Annotated in this window: 10 protein-coding genes; 5 read left to right on the forward strand and 5 right to left on the reverse strand. The window is 71.2% G+C overall.

Annotation, left to right across the window (positions count from 1 at the left end):
• Positions 1 to 19: 19 nt before the first annotated feature.
• The gene (locus tag ABZO31_RS03500; RefSeq protein WP_406859432.1) at positions 20 to 1,180 is read right to left on the reverse strand and encodes an aminotransferase; all 1,161 of its coding nucleotides are present in this window, start codon (positions 1,178 to 1,180) and stop codon (positions 20 to 22) included.
• 202 nt (positions 1,181 to 1,382) lie between these two features.
• Here ABZO31_RS03500 and ABZO31_RS03505 point away from each other — a divergent pair, with 202 nt between their 5' ends.
• Positions 1,383 to 3,743, forward strand: a complete 2,361-nt coding sequence (locus ABZO31_RS03505; RefSeq protein ID WP_406859433.1) for a M20/M25/M40 family metallo-hydrolase — start codon at positions 1,383 to 1,385, stop codon at positions 3,741 to 3,743.
• An 86-nt stretch (positions 3,744 to 3,829) separates the two neighbouring features.
• Here ABZO31_RS03505 and ABZO31_RS03510 read toward each other — a convergent pair whose 3' ends face one another.
• The gene (locus tag ABZO31_RS03510; RefSeq protein WP_406859434.1) at positions 3,830 to 7,129 is read right to left on the reverse strand and encodes a condensation domain-containing protein; all 3,300 of its coding nucleotides are present in this window, start codon (positions 7,127 to 7,129) and stop codon (positions 3,830 to 3,832) included.
• Positions 7,130 to 7,339: 210 nt separating this feature from the next.
• Here ABZO31_RS03510 and ABZO31_RS03515 point away from each other — a divergent pair, with 210 nt between their 5' ends.
• The gene (locus tag ABZO31_RS03515; RefSeq protein ID WP_406859435.1) at positions 7,340 to 8,101 is read left to right on the forward strand and encodes a thioesterase II family protein; all 762 of its coding nucleotides are present in this window, start codon (positions 7,340 to 7,342) and stop codon (positions 8,099 to 8,101) included.
• Here the strand turns inward: ABZO31_RS03515 and ABZO31_RS03520 are convergent, their stop codons facing one another.
• Positions 8,102 to 11,623, reverse strand: a complete 3,522-nt coding sequence (locus tag ABZO31_RS03520; protein WP_406859436.1) for an AMP-binding protein — start codon at positions 11,621 to 11,623, stop codon at positions 8,102 to 8,104.
• Positions 11,624 to 11,785: 162 nt separating this feature from the next.
• Here ABZO31_RS03520 and ABZO31_RS03525 point away from each other — a divergent pair, with 162 nt between their 5' ends.
• Positions 11,786 to 12,781, forward strand: a complete 996-nt coding sequence (locus ABZO31_RS03525) for an NADP-dependent oxidoreductase (protein ID WP_406859437.1) — start codon at positions 11,786 to 11,788, stop codon at positions 12,779 to 12,781.
• A gap of 104 nt (positions 12,782 to 12,885) precedes the next feature.
• On the opposite strand, the gene ABZO31_RS03530 is transcribed toward ABZO31_RS03525, so the two are convergent.
• The gene (locus ABZO31_RS03530) at positions 12,886 to 13,455 is read right to left on the reverse strand and encodes a dienelactone hydrolase family protein (RefSeq protein ID WP_406859438.1); all 570 of its coding nucleotides are present in this window, start codon (positions 13,453 to 13,455) and stop codon (positions 12,886 to 12,888) included.
• A 467-nt stretch (positions 13,456 to 13,922) separates the two neighbouring features.
• Here ABZO31_RS03530 and ABZO31_RS03535 point away from each other — a divergent pair, with 467 nt between their 5' ends.
• Entirely contained in the window at positions 13,923 to 14,546 is a 624-nt protein-coding gene (locus ABZO31_RS03535) for a helix-turn-helix transcriptional regulator (RefSeq protein WP_406859439.1), read from the forward strand.
• 59 nt (positions 14,547 to 14,605) lie between these two features.
• On the opposite strand, the gene ABZO31_RS03540 is transcribed toward ABZO31_RS03535, so the two are convergent.
• Positions 14,606 to 15,706 (reverse strand): DNA glycosylase AlkZ-like family protein, encoded by a 1,101-nt coding sequence (locus ABZO31_RS03540; protein WP_406859440.1) that lies wholly within the window; start codon positions 15,704 to 15,706, stop codon positions 14,606 to 14,608.
• Positions 15,707 to 15,990: 284 nt separating this feature from the next.
• Here ABZO31_RS03540 and ABZO31_RS03545 point away from each other — a divergent pair, with 284 nt between their 5' ends.
• Positions 15,991 to 17,025, forward strand: a complete 1,035-nt coding sequence (locus tag ABZO31_RS03545) for a GNAT family N-acetyltransferase (RefSeq protein ID WP_406859442.1) — start codon at positions 15,991 to 15,993, stop codon at positions 17,023 to 17,025.
• The last annotated feature ends 77 nt before the right edge of the window (positions 17,026 to 17,102 follow it).

Raw genomic sequence — 17,102 nt, forward strand, 5'->3', positions numbered from 1 at the left:
GGATCCACGCCCGGCGAGGTCATGCGGCTCCCATGGCCCGGAAGCGGACCGCGAGTTCGGAGATGGCCGCCAGATCGGCATTGCCCGCACTCACCCGCAGGGTCCGCCGGTCGTCGGGCAGGAACGCGGTGCCGGGGACCACCAGCACACCGTGCTCGCGGACGAGGGCCCGCACGACATCCGCCGTCGGACGGTCGGCGAAGGGGTGCCTGATCCAGCCGAAGAACCCTCCGCACGACAGCAGTTCGAACCCGCCCGGGCGATCGGCCATCGCCTCCCCCAGCCACGCTCTCTGGCGTGCGAGTTCCTGCGCGCGGTCGACCCGCCACCGCCGGGCCTGCGTCAGTCCCGCCCACGCCGCCTCCTGGCCGATCCGCGGGGCGCACACCGCCACGCAGTCGAGGAGCTTGCACACCTCGCGGTTGAGCTCGGGCGATGCCACCACGGCCCCGACCCGATAGCCGGGAACGGCGAGGTCCTTCGAGAACGAGTGCAGGCTCACCACGGTCCTCGCCCAGGACGGATCCGCGAAGAGGTCGTGCGCCGGCCGGTCCGTGGACCGGAAGGAGCGATAGGTCTCGTCCACCACCAGGGCGATGCCGTGCCTCGCGGCCAGCGCCGCGAACTCGGCGATCTCCCCCGGGGGCATCGTCACGCCCGTCGGGTTTCCGGGGGTGACCAGCACGATCGCCCGCGTCCGCCCGGTGATCAGCGGTTCCGCGTCCGCCGCGCGCGGCACCAGGTCCGCGTCGGGCTCCAGATACACCGGCACGATGCCGTTCATCCGGAGCCACATGTCGTGGTTGAAGTAGTACGGCAGCGCCAGCACGACCTCGTCACCGGGGCCCGCCAACGCGGAGGCGACCAGCGAGAACGCCTGGTTGCACCCTGCGGTGACGACGACGTTCTCGGGCGCCACCCGCCCTGCGTACGCCTCGCTCAGCTCGGCGGCCAACGCAGCACGCAGCCGTGGGATTCCGGGCACCTCGGTGTACTCGCCGCCCTCGCCGCGACGTACGAGGTCGGCCACGTGCTCGCTCACCACCTGAGCCGGCGGATACTGCGGCGCGGCCTGCGCGAGGTCGAGCAACTTCCCGGCGTACGCGTGCCCTTCGAGCAGATCGTAGGCCGTGCTGATGGGTGAGTCGCGCTGCTCGACCGTCTGACTCCGCAGCCGCATGGGCCCCTCTCCCGTGTGGTCGTCCAGGGTTGCCGGCCGGCGACCGCTCGCCGGCGAGAAGCGTGCTCTCACCGTAGCGATCTCCTCGCGGCCCGGCCTGTCTCCCGGAGTCCCTGAAACCGGGGAGTGCTCGGGCTCGCGACGGCTGCCGGATCATGGACCCGATAGGACTGGGCTCTCTGATGACAGGTCGGCAACGCCTATGACGATCCAGCAGCGGACACCGCCGTCCTCGGCCGCACAGCGCGCGCCCTCGCCTCCCGCGTGGCACCGGCGCGCGGTGTCGGCCGCGCTCGCGCTCGCGCTGCTGCTGATCGGCGCTGTGAGCCTCTGGTCCCTGCGGCCGCCCGCTTCGAGGCCCGCCTCCGTACCGCAGACGGAGTTCTCCGCGGAGCGCGCCCTCGCGAGGATCGACGACATCGCCGCGGTCCCGCACCCTTCGGGCTCCGCGGCCGCGGCCGAGGTGCGGGACTACCTCGTCCGTGAGCTGAGCAGCCTCGGCGCCCGGCCCACCGTGCAGACGCGCGTGGCGTCCCGCCTGCCGACGGACGGCTATCCGACACTCGGCAGGGTGAGCAACGTCCACGCTCATGTACCGGGCTCGAAACCCACCGGCCGGGTCCTGCTGGTGGCCCACTACGACTCCGTGCCCACCGGCCCCGGCGCCAGTGACAACGGAGCCAATGTCGCCGCCGTCCTCGAGATCGTCCGTGCGCTCCGCTCGCTGCCGCAGGCGCGCAACGACATCGATGTGCTGTTCACCGACGCCGAGGAGGCCGGCCTGCTCGGTGCCCAGGGGTTCGTCGACTCGGGAGCGGCCGGCGATCCGCGTCGTGTCGCGGTCGTGAATCTGGAGGCCCGCGGCGTCTCGGGCCCGGCGCTGATGTTCCAGATGGAGGGCGGTCTGACCTCCGCGGTGGCCGACTCCGACGTGGTGACCACGTCGTTCGCGGGCGCGTTGTACAGCCTGCTCCCCAACGACACCGACCTCAGCGTCCTGGCCGCCGACGGCATGCGCGGAATCAACCTCGCCTACATGGGCGGCGTCGCCCGCTACCACACGGCCCAGGACGACATCGCCCACGTGAACGCCGGAAGCGTGCAGCACATGGGAGACACCGCCCTCGCCGCCGCGCGCGCACTGGGCGCCGCCGACCTCGCCGAGGACGAGCCCGAGGCCACCTACTTCTCCTTGTTCGGCACCGTCGTCTCCTATCCGGCCTGGCTCACCCTGCCGCTCGCCCTCGCCGCGCTCGCGGCCCTCGTCCTGGTCATGGTCCGCGGCCGGCGTCACGGACTGCGTCCCTCCCGAGCCGGACTCGCGGCGGGCTCGTTCACCGCCGTCCTGCTGGCCGCCGCGGGCGTCGGCTTCGGCGGATGGTGGCTGCTGACCGCGATCCAGCCCGCTTTCGGCCTCGGCATCGGTGCCGTCTACCACCCGGAGCCCTACCTCGTGGCGGGGGCGCTGCTGATGGTGGGGGCCCTGCTGGTCTGGTACCGGTGGGCACGCCGCCGTATGTCGCCCGCGGAGGCGACCACCGGCGTACTGGGCTGGTTCGTGGCGCTCGCGCTGGTCAGCGCGGTCCTGCTGCCCGGAGGTGCCTACCTCTTCACCTGGCCGGCCCTGCTCGGTCTGGGCGCCCTGGCCGCGACGCCGCACGCCGAACCCCGCTCGCCGCTGCACCTGCTGGCCGCCGGGGCCGCGGCGCTGCCTGCCACCGTCCTGCTGCTCCCGGTCGCGGTGCTGGTGACGGCCGCTGTCGGACTCGGCCTGAGTGCCGCTCCCCTGCTGATGCTGACGCTGCTCGCCGCGACGGCGCTCCCTCTCGTCGAGTCTCCCCTCGTCGAGCCACGGCCGAGCCGCCGCGTCTCCGCGGCACTCGGGGCGAGCCTGCTCCTGGGCACGGCGGCCGCAGCGGCGGTCGCCGCCTCCCTGAACGGGTACAGCGACAGCAATCCGCGCCCCGTCAGCCTCGCGTACGCCTGGGAGGCCGACACCGGAACGGCCAGTTGGCTCAGCCGCGGCGGGCGGGAGCAGCCGGCCGTGGGGCGGCTGCTGACCGCCGGACCGAGCCGGCTGGACGACCGGATCCCGTCCCTGTCCGGGGCGCCGCTGTACCGCGGCAGCGCACTCAAGGCCCGCGACGTCCCCGAGCCCCTGCTCCGACGCACCGCCCCCGACGTCGTCGACCCCGCCACCGGGCAGCGCACCGTGCGACTTCGCCTCACCGTGCCCGGCGACGCCTTCATGGTGGACGTGTTCGCGGACACCACCCGCCACTCGGTGCGGGGCGCGACGGTCGACGGCGTGGACGTCGATGCCACGAAGGCCGTGCTCGCCGAACCCTGGGGCTGGGGAATCCGCTACGCCGCGCCCTCGGACAAGGGCGTCGACCTCACCCTCCGGACCAAGGGGGACGGCCCTCTGCGCCTGCGCGTCCTGTCCGCCGCCTCCGGCCTGCCGGAGGGTGTCGACGCACCTCGGCTCCCGCCGGGTACGGGCTGGGCGGGCTTCCCGGTGCTGTCGGGTCAGACCATTTCCGTACGCACCTTCTCGTTCTGACACAGGACGCCTGAACGACCGGATCCCTCGGCGGGCATGCCCGCCGAGGGATCCGGTCGTTCCGCGCCGAGTGGACCGCCGCGCCCTCAGGCGCGGCGGGACGCCTCGGACTCCAGATCGCTCAGCAGGGCCTCGACATCCTCCACCGGCTCCTGCTCGGCCTGGCGGTACGCGATGCGCCGCGCGAGCATCTCGACCGTCGCCGAGGCGAAGATGTCGCGCAGGGTGAGGTCCACCTGGATGGTCTCCCGGATCCGGATGTTCAACTGCGTCGCGAGCAGGGAGAATCCGCCCAGTTCGAAGAAGCTGTCATGGACGCCGACCCGGTCGACCTTGAGGAGTTCCGCGAGGATGTCGGCGAGCTGACGCTCCACCGGGGTGCGCGGAGCGACGTACCGGTCGGCCGTCTCCCGCGACTCCGGACGGGGCAGAGCGGCGAGGTCGTACGCTCCGTCCGCGGTCAGCGGCAGCCGTTCGAGCACCACGACATGCCGTGGGAGCAGTGCGTCGGGCACCCGCGCCGCGAGCCGGGGCTTGGCCGCGGCGAGGTCGAACTCTCCGTCCTCGGTGACCACATAGGCGACGAGTTCCGTGTCCGCGCCGGCTTCCGTCGCGTCCACGACGAGGGCGTCGACGACGCCCGGCAGCTCACGCAGCGCGCAGGTGACCGGAAGAGTTTCGGCCGACGGGTCGCTGTCGGCCGTGCCGACCATCTCGAACGTCCCGTCGGCCCAGCGCCGCCCGAGCTCCCCGCTCCGGCCGCCCTCCGCGCGGAGTTCGGCGACTTCGCCGACCGCCGCGTCCTGTCCGCCGCGCCGGACGAGCCGCACCGGACCGTGCACGGCACGGCCGAGGGGGACGCGCAGGGGTGCTGTCTCCGCCACCCACCCGTCCGGGATGTCGTGGACCGTCGCGGGCCGGCCGTCGGGCCCGATGCCGTACAGGCCCGTGCACCGGGCGTCCGGGGCCGTCCGGCGTACCGCGACGACGTCCTGTGCCACGAAGGATCCCGTGTTCTCGACGACGACGTGGCGCAGTCCGGGCAGGGAGGAACCCGCCAGGCCGCGCACCGACTCCGGCCCCGTATAGAGCACGCTGACACCGGCGCTCTCCAGTTCCGCGGCGAGCGCGCCCGTCGCACCGGCAGTCGTCCGGTCGACCAGCACCACGGTCCCCCCCGCGGCGAAGGCGGTCAGGAGTCCCGAGATCACGTGGTGGGTGGAGCCGGAGAGCACGGCGAAGCGGTCGTGGGAGTCGAACCCGTAGCGTGCCACCGCCCAGTCGGGGCCCCCACCGGGGACGACCGCGTCGGTGCCCGAGTCCGTCCCGTCGCTCGACGGGCCGTCGGGATCGATGACGTGTACCTCGTCCGGCCCGAGCCGCAGCGTGATGCCGGAGCCGTCGGAGCGCACCGCCAAGCGTCCGGCGGCCTCCGGGGCATCGCCCGAGCGATCCAGGGACACCCGGATTCCGGCCCGCAGACACCCCAGGAGCGCGGCCACGCAGAGAGCGGACGGCCGCCAGGCGAGGACGACCCGGCCCTCGTCGCCGTCAGGTCGACCGTTTCCGGCGGGTGAGGGAAGGTGCCGCGTCAGCGCCCGGGAGACGCGGTCCGCCACCTCGTCGAGGCGGCGGTAGGCCCACTCGCCGTCGCGGTCGACGACCGCGACCGCATCAGGGTCGGCCGCCGACAGCAGTCCACGGGCCGGTGCGGGGGACGCTTCCGCCAGGTGCGGGTCCGCGGTCCCGGCCTGCGACTCGTCGGCTGAGGTCGGCCGGTACTCGCTCAGCGGGCGGTCAGGAGCGTGCGCCGCGGTCCGGAGGAGATCCGTCATCTGCTCCAGAAGCTGCTCGATCATGACGCGCTCGTACCGGTTCGCGTCGAATTCCAGGTCGAAGCGGAGGACGCCGTCCCATTCACGCGCACTCAACGTCAGCTCGAACTTGCTGGGCCGGGCCGGGGTGTCCAGCAACTCCCCCGTGGTGCCCGCCAGTGGACGGACCTCAGGGGTGTCGACCCCGTTCAGGATCACCTGGAACAGCGGTGTCCTGGACGGGACACGGGTCGCGGGAAGCTCGCCGACCAGCAGGTCCAAGGGCGCTTCCGCATGCGCGTATCCGCCGAGCGCCGCCTTGCGGGCCCGGGCGAGGAGCTCGGCGAACGTCGGGTCGCCGGCGAGGTCGAGCCGGAACGGGAGCGTGTTGACGAAGAAGCCGATGAGGTTCTGCAAGCGGGCGTCGGACCGCCCGGTGATCGGCACCCCGATCACCACGTCCTCCTGGCCCGACCAGCGGCCGAGAACCGTCCCGAAGCCGGCCAGGAGCGCCATGAACGCGGTCGCGTCCGCCTTCCGGCACAGCTCGCCGAGCGCCGTCGTATCGGCTGCCGAGAGCGCGGCGGACACCCGTCCGCCCACCAGAACGTCGTCCGGTGTGCTGCGCCGTCGGCTGGGGAGCGCCAGGGAGGCCGGGGCGCCGGCGAGGTGCTCGCGCCAGTAGTCCACCTGCCGCTGCAGGTACTCGCCGGTCAGCCATCGCCGCTGCCACACGGCGAAGTCGCGGTACTGGACGTCCAGTTCGGGCAGATCCTCCCGCTGCGGATCGCCGCCCGCCGCGTACAGGGCGGACAGCTCCCGTACGAAGACACCGACCGACCAGTCGTCGCACACGATGTGGTGCGCGGTGATGCTCAGCAGATGCTCGGCCTCGCCCACCCGGATCACCAGACAGCGCACCAGGGGGCCGTGTTCGAGGCTGAAGGGCTCGGCGGCATCGGCGTCCATCAGTTCGCGCGCCCGGTCCTCACCGTCGGGTCGGGCGCTGACGTCCTCGAACCGGAGGTGCCAGTCGTCCGCGAGGTCGTCGACGATCTGCACCGTCCTGCCGTCCTGGACGGGGAACCGGGAGCGCAGTGCCTCGTGCCGGTCCATGATGGCGCGCAGTGAGGCGTCCAGGGCCGCCACGTCCAGGTCGCCGCGGAGCCGCTGCCGACCGTGCACGTGATAGGCGGCGCTCGGCAGGAGCTGGTCCTCCAGCCAGAGCCGCTGCTGGTCGTAGGACAGGACGGGTTCGGCTCCCGCGGGGCGCCTGCTGACCTCGGGCCACCGGGCGGGCGCGGCATCCACCACGTGTTGCGCCAGGGTGGCCACCACGGGGGACTCGAAGAAGTCCATCGCCCGGACCCGCACCCCGTACCGCTCGTGGATCTGTCCGAGGGCCCGCACGGCCATCAGTGAGCTTCCGCCGAGATCGAAGAAGTCGTCGAGCACGCCTATGTCGTCGCGCCGGAGGATGTCGCGGAAGATCGCGCCGATGCCCTCCTCGACAGCGGATCGGGAGGTCGCCGTACCGTCGTCGGCGGGGTGCGCCGCGTCATCAGGGGTCACGTCTGTCCGATCGGATGCAGGGGGCGGAGGATGAGAGGCCACAGGACTCACGTTAGGGGCGGGTCCGGACCTCGGTGGCGTCGCAGAAATCGGGTACCGGCGCTCGTGCGTCGCAGGTGGGGGCCTGTCACTCGAACACCGGACAGGAGACCTGCGCGGAGGCCGGGTTGACTGGGCGTATCCGGTTGCCGGTCCGCAGAGGGAGCACTGATGTCACCGATCGACAGGCTGTTTCCCTACCGGAGGGAGACCGACGGATTTGAGCTGTTCGCCTTTCCGCACGTCGCGGCGGGGCCCACGCTGTTCCACTCGCTCCGCGAGACGGCCGGGGAGGCGGGGATCTCCGTGACGGGGGCGTTGCTGCCCGGGCGTGGACGCCGGGTCCGGGAGGCGCCGCACCGCTCGATCCCCTCGCTGCTCGCCGAGATCGAAGAAGCGGCGAGGTGCGACGACTTCGCCGCCTTCTCCGGCGACTACGGCCTGCTGGGGCACTGCTCCGGCTCCCTCGTCGCCCTCGAGATCGCACGTCTGCTCGTCCGTCTGCCGTGTGCGAATCCGCAGTTGCTCGTGGTCTGCAGCTGCCGGCCTCCGGAGCTCGTTCCGGACACCGGCACCAGCAGGCTCTCCCGCGAGGACATGTTCGCGCGGACCGCCGCTCTGGGAGGCCTGCCGGACGCGCTCCTGGCCGACCGGGACTTCCTCGACCTGCTGGAACGGCCGATGCGTGCGGACTGGGAGGTCTTCGACGGCTACGTCCACACCGGCTCCCCCGCGCTCCCCGTCCCGATCCTGACGGCGCGCGGGGCGGACGACCCGACGGTGCCCGCGGCGGAGCAGCCCCTCTGGAAGGCGCAGACCCGGGCGCTCTTCCGGAGCGTCGAGCTGAAGACCGACCACTGGATGCTCTCCGACGAGGGGTCGCGCGCCCTCACCCACGAGATCGCGGCCACGCTCTCCGCGATCCGCGGCTGACTACGCACCCCTGTCGGTGAGGCCGGAGAGCGTCGCGCCCGGGTCGGCGGCGACCCGGTCCAGAACCGCCAGGTAGTCCCGTACCAGGCGATCGGCCGCCACGGCGTCGAGCGAGCCCGCGCGGAACCGCAGCAGCCCGTGCGCGGTGCCGGACACCTCGGCGATCACGACCTCGACGGGTACCGCACCCCCGCCGATGGACAACGGGAACTTCTCGACCGGCAGGGAACCCAGCCGGCCGCGGACCGCCGCGGGACCCACCTGGGCCAGCGCGGCGATCTCGGCGGTGTCGTGCGCCGTGCCCGGCCGGCGCGGTGTCGCCGATCCCGCCGCGCGGGGGTCGCCGATGGGACGCGGGGGTGTCTGGTTGACGGTGAACAGCACGTCCACGAGATGTCCGCGTCCGCCGACGCCGTGCCGTTCACGGAGCAGGGACATCGGGTAGTCCTGGTGCTCCAGCGCGCCGATGACCTGTCGGCGCACCCGGCCGAGCAGCGCGGAGAACGGCATGTCACCGGCCGCTCGGCAGCGGATCACCGAGGTGCCGGCGCAGCATCCGACCACGTCCGCGAACTCGGGACGGGTGCGACCCATCATGGGCGTCCCCACGACCAGATCGTGCTGACCCGTCGTCCGGTGCAGGACCGCCATGAACGAGGCGAGGAGCAGGACGTACAGCGTCGCGTTCCCGTCGGCGGCACGCGCGCGCAGCGCGTCCGTCAGCTCTGCGGTGAGCGCGAACTCGATCGCACCGCCGTCGCGTCCGCCCCCGTCTCCCCGGGGAAAGGTGAGCCGTGGCCACGCGGTGTCCGCCGCGACCTCCAGCTGGTCGAGCCAGTGGCGCTCCGAGCGGCGTACGTGTTCGTGGTCGGCCAGGACGGCGTTCCGCCAGGCGGACACGTCGAGATAGGTGGCGCGTGGCGGCGCCAGGGTGAGCTCCTGACCGGCGGCGTAGGCGCTGTAGAAGGCGCCCACCTCACGGGCGAGGAGCGTGCTGGACCAGAAGTCCGTGATGATGTGGTGCATGCGGACCAGAAGGACTTCACCGACTGCGGAGCGGTAGAGGTCGACCTGCAGCAGGGGACCGGTGACGAGATCGATCGGGGTGCTCGACACGGCGTTCAGGCGGGCGGCGAGGGCGTGTTCGTCCAGTTCGGGCACGTCGTGCACCCGGACCGTGACCGGGCTCTCCGGCCGGACGACCTGTACCAGCTCCTCGTCGCGCACCTCGAACGTCGTCCGCAGCACCGGGTGCCGGGCGACGACGGCGTCCAACGCCTTCTGCAGCGCGCCGAGTTCGACGGACTCCGGCAGGCGCAGCGCGGTCGCGACGGTGAACTCGGGATTGTCCGGATCGAGTTGCTGCATCAGCCAGATCTCCCGCGCGCCGTGCGACAGCGGTGCCCGTGCCTCTCCGGTCGCGTCCCAGGCCGGCGAGGGGGCTCCGTCCCCGGGCGTTCCCGTCCCGGCCGCCCCGGGGGCGTGCTGTGACCAGCTATCCGTGATCTGCTGGAGAACCCCTTCCATGGTCCCGCCGGCGAGCACGTCACCGAGCGGCACCGTGACACCGAACGCCGCTTCCATCCGGTGCTGCAACGTGACGAGGGCGAGCGAGTCGAGGCCGAGGGCCAGAAGCGGAACCTTCACGTCGAGGGTGTCGGGTGCGGCATCGAGCAGCTCTGCGACGAGCGCCCGCAGCCGGTGGTCCAGATCGTCGCGGGGCCCGGGCCGCGCATCGCCCGCAGGCGCATCGACCGCGGGCGGGGTGGCCGGGGGCAGGGTGGCCGCGGGCGCACGCTCCACGGCCGCCTCCGTCAGCTCGCCGGCCAGATAACGCGCGCGACACAGACTGCGCTGGACCTTGCCGCTGGAGGTCTTCGGCACCGTGCCGGCGCGCACCAGCAGGATCGTGTGGGCCCGCAGGCCGTGGACGAGGGCCACGGCCTCGCGGACCCGGGCGGTGATCTCGGCGCCGTCGACGGTCCCGGACGCCCCGCGCACCTCCATCACCAGGACCAACCGGTCCTCGTCACGGTCATCGGGCACCTGGAACGCCACGGAACAGCCGACCCGCAGCATCGGATGCGCGTGCTCGGCGGTGTACTCGATGTCGTGCGGGTAGTGGTTCCGGCCGCGGACGACGAGAAGGTCCTTGGACCGCCCCGTCACCACGAGCCCGCCCTCCGACCAGAACCCCAGATCCCCCGTGCGCAGGTAGTCGGCGTCCTCGCCCGCAAGGCGTGCGCCGAAGACGCGCGCGGTCTCCTCGGGACGGCGCCAGTACCCGCGGGCGACACTCGGCCCCGAAACCCAGATCTCCCCCACCACGCCGTCGGGGCATCGTCGCCCGGTGCCGGCGTCGACGATCGCGATCTCCTGGTCCGCGGCCCCGGAACCGCAGGAGACGAGCGACACTTCCTCACCCCCGCCGGGCGCGGCGGCCGTGTGGCCGGCCAGTGCGTCGCGGTCGACCTGGAGTCGAGGCACCGGTGTGCCCCGTTCGGTGCCGCTCACGATCAGCGTCGCCTCGGCGAGGCCGTAACACGACAGGAAGGCATCCGCCCGGAACCCCGCGGGACCGAAGACGGCGGCGAACCGGTCCAGCGTCGCCGGACGGATCGGTTCGGCCCCGTTGAAGGCCACCTGCCAGGTGCTCAGATCCAGCTGGTCGACCTCCTCCGGAGTGGCACGGCGGGCACACAGCTCGTAGGCGAAGTTGGGGCCGCCGCTGACGGTGACGCCGAGACGCGAGATCATCCGCAGCCAGCGCATCGGCTGCTCGAGGAAGTGCAGCGGAGACAGCAGCGTCACGGGGCAGCCCGCGTACAAGGGCTGCAGCAGACCGCCGATGAGACCCATGTCGTGATAGGGCGGCAGCCAGATCAGCGCCTGGGTGTCGGGGTCGGTGCCGAAGTACTTCTGGATCATCCCGAGGTTGTGCAGCAGATTCTCGTGCGAGACCATCACGCCGCGCGGTGCGGCCGTCGAGCCCGAGGTGTACTGCAGGAAGGCCGTCGAGGCGGGGTCGACCGCGACGGGTGCGGCCGTCTCGTCGGGCACGGCGTCGACGGCGATCCAGCGCAGCTTCCGCAGGGGTGGCGCATGCTCGCCGAGACCGTCGATGAACCCGAGCAGATCCGATGTCGTCAGGGCGGTGACCGGATCGGCGTCGTCCACCACACCCATGAGCCGGGGCAGGGTGCGTTCGGGCCGGAACGGGTCCGGCGGATAGGACGGCACCGCCACCACTCCGGCATAGAGGCAGCCGAAGAAGGCGGATACGTAGTCGAGTCCGGGAGCCATCAGCAGCAGGGCCCGGTCCCCGGGCGCGGCGCCGGCGGCATGGATGGCGGCGGCGATCGCGGACGCCCTGCGGTCCAGGTCGGCATGGCTGAGCGTCTCCCGCTCGGCCTCGCCGTCCGTCAGATAGGTGTAGCCGACCGCGTCCGGCCGCTCGCGCGTACGCTCCTGCAACAGCTCGGAGACGGTACGCGAGACCACGAGCTGTTCCTTCGGCGCCACGGTGAACCTCCAGCACGAGGGACGACACCCGCGCGTGCGCGGCAGCACCGCTGACGGGGACGGAGTGTCGGGACAACTGAAGCTAGGCAACGCCCGACGAGGCGTCCTGTCACCGGAACTTGGGGCGACGCCGATCCGTGGGCGGCACCTACCGTGTCACTCATGAAAGGCCGCGAGATCCACTTGGCTTCGAGGCCCCTCGGCTGGCCGTCGGAGGACGATTTCCGCCTGGCCGAGGTCGTGGTGGCCGAGCCCCGGGCAGGTGAACTGCTCGTCCGCAACCAGGTGATGTCCGTGGACCCCTACATGCGCGGACGGATGAACGAGATCCCGTCGTACGTGCCGCCCTTCGAGATCGGGCGACCGCTGGAGGGCGGCGCCGTCGGCACGGTGATCGAGTCCGGGTCGGCGCTCTTCGCGGCGGGCGATGTCGTCCTGCACCAGGCCGGCTGGCGGGAGTACGCGGTCGTGCCGGAGGACGCCGCGACGCGCGTGGACCCAGGTCTCGCCCCGCCCTCGGCCTATCTCGGAGTGCTCGGGATGCCGGGCCTCACCGCCTACGCGGGGATCCTGGAGGTCGCCGCCCTGCAGCCGGGCGAGACCGTCTTCGTGTCGGCCGCCGCCGGTGCCGTCGGCAGCGCGGCGGGACAGATCGCGCGGTTGAAGGGGGCCGGGCGGGTCGTCGGGTCCGCCGGCTCCCCGGAAAAGGTCGCGTACCTGAGCAGCATCGGGTTCGACGCCGGCTTCGACTACCACGACGGTGCCCTGCGCCGCTCCCTGCGCACTGCCGCGCCGGACGGCATCGACGTCTACTTCGACAACGTCGGCGGTCGGCACCTCGAGGTCGCCATCGGCGCCATGCACCCGCACGGTCGGATCGCGATGTGCGGCGCGATCTCGATGTACAACGCCGATGAATCACCGGCGGCGCCCCGGAACCTGGCGCTGTGCATGGGCAAGCGGCTCACCCTTCGGGGCTTTCTCGCCGGCGATTTCGCGGACCTGCGGGATCGGTTCGTCGCCGAGGCCGCCGAGTGGCTGAACGGCGGCGAGCTGCACTACAGGGAAACGTTCGCCGAGGGCCTCGATGCAGCCCCTCGCGCCTTTCTGGACATGATGCGCGGACGCAACCTGGGCAAGATGCTCGTACGCCTCTGACCAGGACGGGTGCCGACCGGCTTCCGGCCCGGGCCGCGGGCGCGCGCTCGCGGCCCGGCTCACACCGGGTTCGGCGTGAGACCGGCCGCCGGTCGGCGCGTGCATCAGACCGATGCGAGGAACGTCCGCACGCGGTCCATGAGCAGCTTGGACGCCTCCGCGTCGAAGGCATCGAGCGAGGCGTCGGTGAACAGGTGCTGTTCCCCGGGATAGACGAACAGTTCCGCGGCCGAGGCGGACTTGGCCAGTTCGTGTGCCGCCGGCAGGTCTTCCTCGAAGAACTCGTCACCCTCTTTGCCGTGCAGCTGCACCGGCACGCCGTCGGGCCAGGATTCCCCGAACTCCGACACCGGGATGCAGGAGTGCATAAGCAGCGCACCACGTGCGCCCGGCCGCGTCTGGGCGAGTTTCTGAGCGATCGTCACGCCGAAGGAGAATCCGACGTAGACCAGCTCCGGACCGAGGTCCTCGGCCGCCGCCGCACCACGCTCCCGGAGGGTGTCGAACCCGGTTTCCCGCGCGTACTCCATACCCTCCTCGAGACTCCCGAAAGTGCGGCCCTCGAACAGATCCGGCGTATGCACGGTGTGGCCGGCCTGCCTCAGGTCGTCGGCGAACGCCTGGATCCCGTCGGTCAAGCCTTGGATGTGGTGGTACAGCAGAATTTCGGCCATCTCTGCAGTCTCCTCCTGCCTATTGATCGACTGTCCCTAAAACGCACCAAAACGCTAGCCCCTCACCCCACTACTGACAACCTCTCACCACACGAGTGCGGGACGGGTTATTGTGCCCATCTCCGGGGGAGCGGTGAGCGAATGAGTAGTGCGACGGTTACTGACCGGCATAACTGCAGCGAGTCGGCCGATGGGTCGTCAGCGCGCCTCCACCGCACTCAACTCCCTTACGTTCAGCGGATGTTCTGCCACTCAGTGTCATGCACACTACGCGTGTCACATCCCCGGCGAGTCGAAGGTTGACATGTCCGAACAGGGGTACTGTTGTTCCCCGTTGGAGGTCCCTATTCACGGATAATCCTGACGCCGCGACAGCATCACTCATGCACACCTGACGTCCGTCGGTCGCACTACCGCCAGTGGCCGCCTTTCTCCTTGGGACACGCATGCTCCGTACAGATCTGCTCGTGACTTCCCCCTGCTTCCTGCTCGGCCTGAGCCAGGTCCTCACTGCGGCCGGGGTCAGAATTGTCGCCACCCGCACTTCGGCCCGTGAGGAGCCGTGCTGGCTCGCCGACGTGGCGGTCATAGACGCCGACGCGGTCACCGGTACAGATGCCCGTATCGTCACGGACGCCGCCCGGTCCATGGCGGTACTCATCCTCACCAACGGCCCCTCCATAGACGGCAAAGACTACATAAAAGAAGGCGCGACAGCCGTCATCAGCAAACACGAGCCGGGGTCCAGGATTGTGCGCGCCGTCCAACTCGCCGCCGCCGGCTCGGCCGGTCCCCTGGCTTCGGACCAGCCCGGCCCCGGCCCCACGGGAAACGGAGTCCAGCCGGGCCAGCCCACGCTCTCGGACCGCGAGCAGCAGGTGCTCAGCCAGATCGCGCAGGGAAGAACGCACGGCCAGATAGCGACCCGGCTCGGCATAAGCCAGCACACCGTCGACACCTACGTGAAACGTATTCGCGTCAAACTCGACGTCGGAAACAAGGCCGAACTCACCCGAGCCGCTCTCCTCGGTAAATTCGTCACCTCGACAGGGGACGAGCAAAGCGCCGGTACCACGATGTCCGTGTCATAGCGCCCGGGCGCGCTGGGCGGCAGATTGTCGCAGGGTCTGATGCGGAGAGAACACGTCGCTCAAGAACGCTCCACTTCCAGTTCGAGCCACTCGGCCAGCGCGTCCACCTCCGCATCGACGGCCACCGTCATCTCCTTCGTGAACGCCTCGTCCTCGTGGACGGCATTGACCCGGAGGACGCCCGCCTTCCGGTCCGCGGTCGCGTCGAGCTTTCCCACCATGCGGTCGTGGAACAGAATCGGCAGCGCGAAATACCCCCAACGGCGTTTCGCCGCGGGCTTGTACATCTCGACGCCGTATTCAAAATCAAAGAGCTCCACCGCACGCTTGCGGTCATGAATGAGGCGGTCGAAGGGGGACAACAGTGCGGCACGCCCCTCGAAGGGCTGCCCGAGATACATGGGGTCGACGCGCCACTCGCCCTTGACTCCCTCGACGACGGCCGCCTCGCCCGCCGCACCGACGTCGTACGGCTCGATGGGCACCTTGGTCGACTTGGTGCGGGCGATGCCCAAGGCCCGCAGCCTCCGCTCGTCGCGTTCCCGCAACGCCTCCCCGGGGTCCGGAACCGGGGCATCCGGGTACACCCGCTCGGCCAGGTCCCACAGCCGGTTGCGGCCCTGCCGCCCCGCGATGGCCACCTCTCCCAGATCGGCCATGAGCCCCAGCAGCCGGATCACGTTCTGGTCGTTCGTCCACCCGGTCGACTTCCACGGCAGCACGCACGTGTCCGGGATGTCGCGCGAGAGCAGCGGGCCATCGGCTTCCAGCCGCGCAAAGATGTCCCGGCGGCAGGCGTCATTGGCCTCGAGCCAGCCGTGGAACCTCTTCTCCCAGTCGGCCACCGGCGGCCGGCGCCGCATCTCGAGCATCTCGGCCCGAAAGAGCACCGCGTCCTCGACCGGCCGGATGGTCGCCCCGATCTCGACGAGTTGCCGCTCCTTGAGCGCCTGGACCAGGAACTCCGGCGCATAAGCCCCGCCGAGCCTGCTCCACGACACCAGATCCGCGGCCGGCGCAATGGCCGCGGTGGGATCCAGCTGCAACAACGTCAAGTGCCGGACCATGTCGGTCAACGCTTTCGGCCGCTCGCCGTGCAGAAGCTGCGCGCGAATCGCGATCCGCCGCGCATCCACACGACTGAGCGTGTGAACGTTCATCAGATTCCCTCCAGGAGACGTCCGTTCGACTCGACCACCCTGTGCCGCGTTCCTCCAGCGGACATCAATTCCGGAATGCGGTGGCGTCACCGTACGATACGAAAGTCCCGCGTCGAGTTCACCGTTCATCCGAGCTGTTCGGCGGGCAAACCGATGAGGTGAGTCTCGGGTACGCCGCACGCGGCGTCATGCCGCCCGTTCGGGTGACTGGCAGCCCGCCGGGTCCGCACTGTCCCCTGCAGAGAGGGCTCGTCCCACGGGCCCGCAGGCGACGGGATGAGGCAATGCGTACCGAGGAAGTCGACCACGTGTCGATCGACCTCCTGGACGAACTCGGCATCACGGCACCCGACCACGTCCTGGGGGAACTGGAACGCCACCACGTAGTGGAGCGCAGACGTGGCACCCCCGTCACCTATCTCGTGGTGCGCCGCACGTCAGGTGCTGCTCTGGGTCTGCTTCCCGTCTATCAGTTCGCGCGCCCCCACGACGCTTCCCTCGCCCCGGAGAACATCTTCGGCGACCCGCCCCCTTCGACCGGCTCCCGACTGTGTTCGGCCGGTGGGGCCGGCGGCTACCGGAATCACCTGCTCCTGAGCTCGGCGATCGAGCCCGCGTGTGCCGCCGGCGCCGCGCGCACCCTGGTCTCGGCCGCCCGGGAGCTCGCCTCGGCGGCCGGCTGCCCGCAGGTCCTGATCCCGGACCTCGACCCGGCCCAGGCGCGATGGCTCGCGGAGTTCGAGCCGGAGGCGGTCGCGGTCGCGACCCGCGACAAGGCCGTGATGCCGATCGAGTGGGGCCATTTCTCCGAGTACCTGGCCGCCCTCCCGCGCAAGCGCCGATGGCAGGTCCGCCAGGAGCGCCGCGCCTTCGCGGACAGCGGGATCGTCCTGCGCGACGAGCCGCTGGCCTCGGTCGCGGCCGACGTCGCACCGCTGCTCGCGCAGACCCAGCAGCGCCATGGCGACCCCGCGAGCGCATTGGAGGCGGAGTTCTACCTGGCCATGCTCGCGATGACACCGGGTTCCGAGGTACGCGCGCTGGTGGGATATCTGTCCGGCAGGCCGGTGGCCTTCTCGGTCGTGCACCGCCGCGGCGGCACCTGGGCCGTCAGGGCGGTGGGCCGCGACTACGCGGCACCGGAGCACGCCCAGTACTTCAACGTGACCTATTACGAACCCATCGCCCGCGCCATCGCCGAGGGCGCCACACTGCTCGACTTCGGGACCGGATCCCTGCCCGCGAAGCGCTTCCGCGGATGCCGGCTGCAGCCCCTGCGATCCCTCCTCCTGCCGGCCGATCCGTCCCGGGGCCGGTGACCGGTCGCCTGTTTCGGCGACACGACCGATCCCGACCCGGGCCGTAGCTTCCAAGAGGTCGCACGTCGTTGATCGAG

The sequence above is a fragment of the Streptomyces solicamelliae genome, assembly GCF_045348655.1.
Classification (GTDB): Bacteria; Actinomycetota; Actinomycetes; order Streptomycetales; family Streptomycetaceae; genus Streptomyces; species Streptomyces solicamelliae.

Bases quoted from the DNA above. Each gene is read 5' to 3' on its own strand.
- ABZO31_RS03500 (WP_406859432.1), bottom strand. From the start codon at position 1,180: ATGCGGCTGCGGAGTCAGACGGTCGAGCAGCGCGACTCACCCATCAGC.
- ABZO31_RS03505 (WP_406859433.1), top strand. From the start codon at position 1,383: ATGACGATCCAGCAGCGGACACCGCCGTCCTCGGCCGCACAGCGCGCG.
- ABZO31_RS03515 (WP_406859435.1), top strand. From the start codon at position 7,340: ATGTCACCGATCGACAGGCTGTTTCCCTACCGGAGGGAGACCGACGGA.
- ABZO31_RS03525 (WP_406859437.1), top strand. From the start codon at position 11,786: ATGAAAGGCCGCGAGATCCACTTGGCTTCGAGGCCCCTCGGCTGGCCG.
- ABZO31_RS03530 (WP_406859438.1), bottom strand. From the start codon at position 13,455: ATGGCCGAAATTCTGCTGTACCACCACATCCAAGGCTTGACCGACGGG.
- ABZO31_RS03540 (WP_406859440.1), bottom strand. From the start codon at position 15,706: ATGAACGTTCACACGCTCAGTCGTGTGGATGCGCGGCGGATCGCGATT.
- ABZO31_RS03545 (WP_406859442.1), top strand. From the start codon at position 15,991: ATGCGTACCGAGGAAGTCGACCACGTGTCGATCGACCTCCTGGACGAA.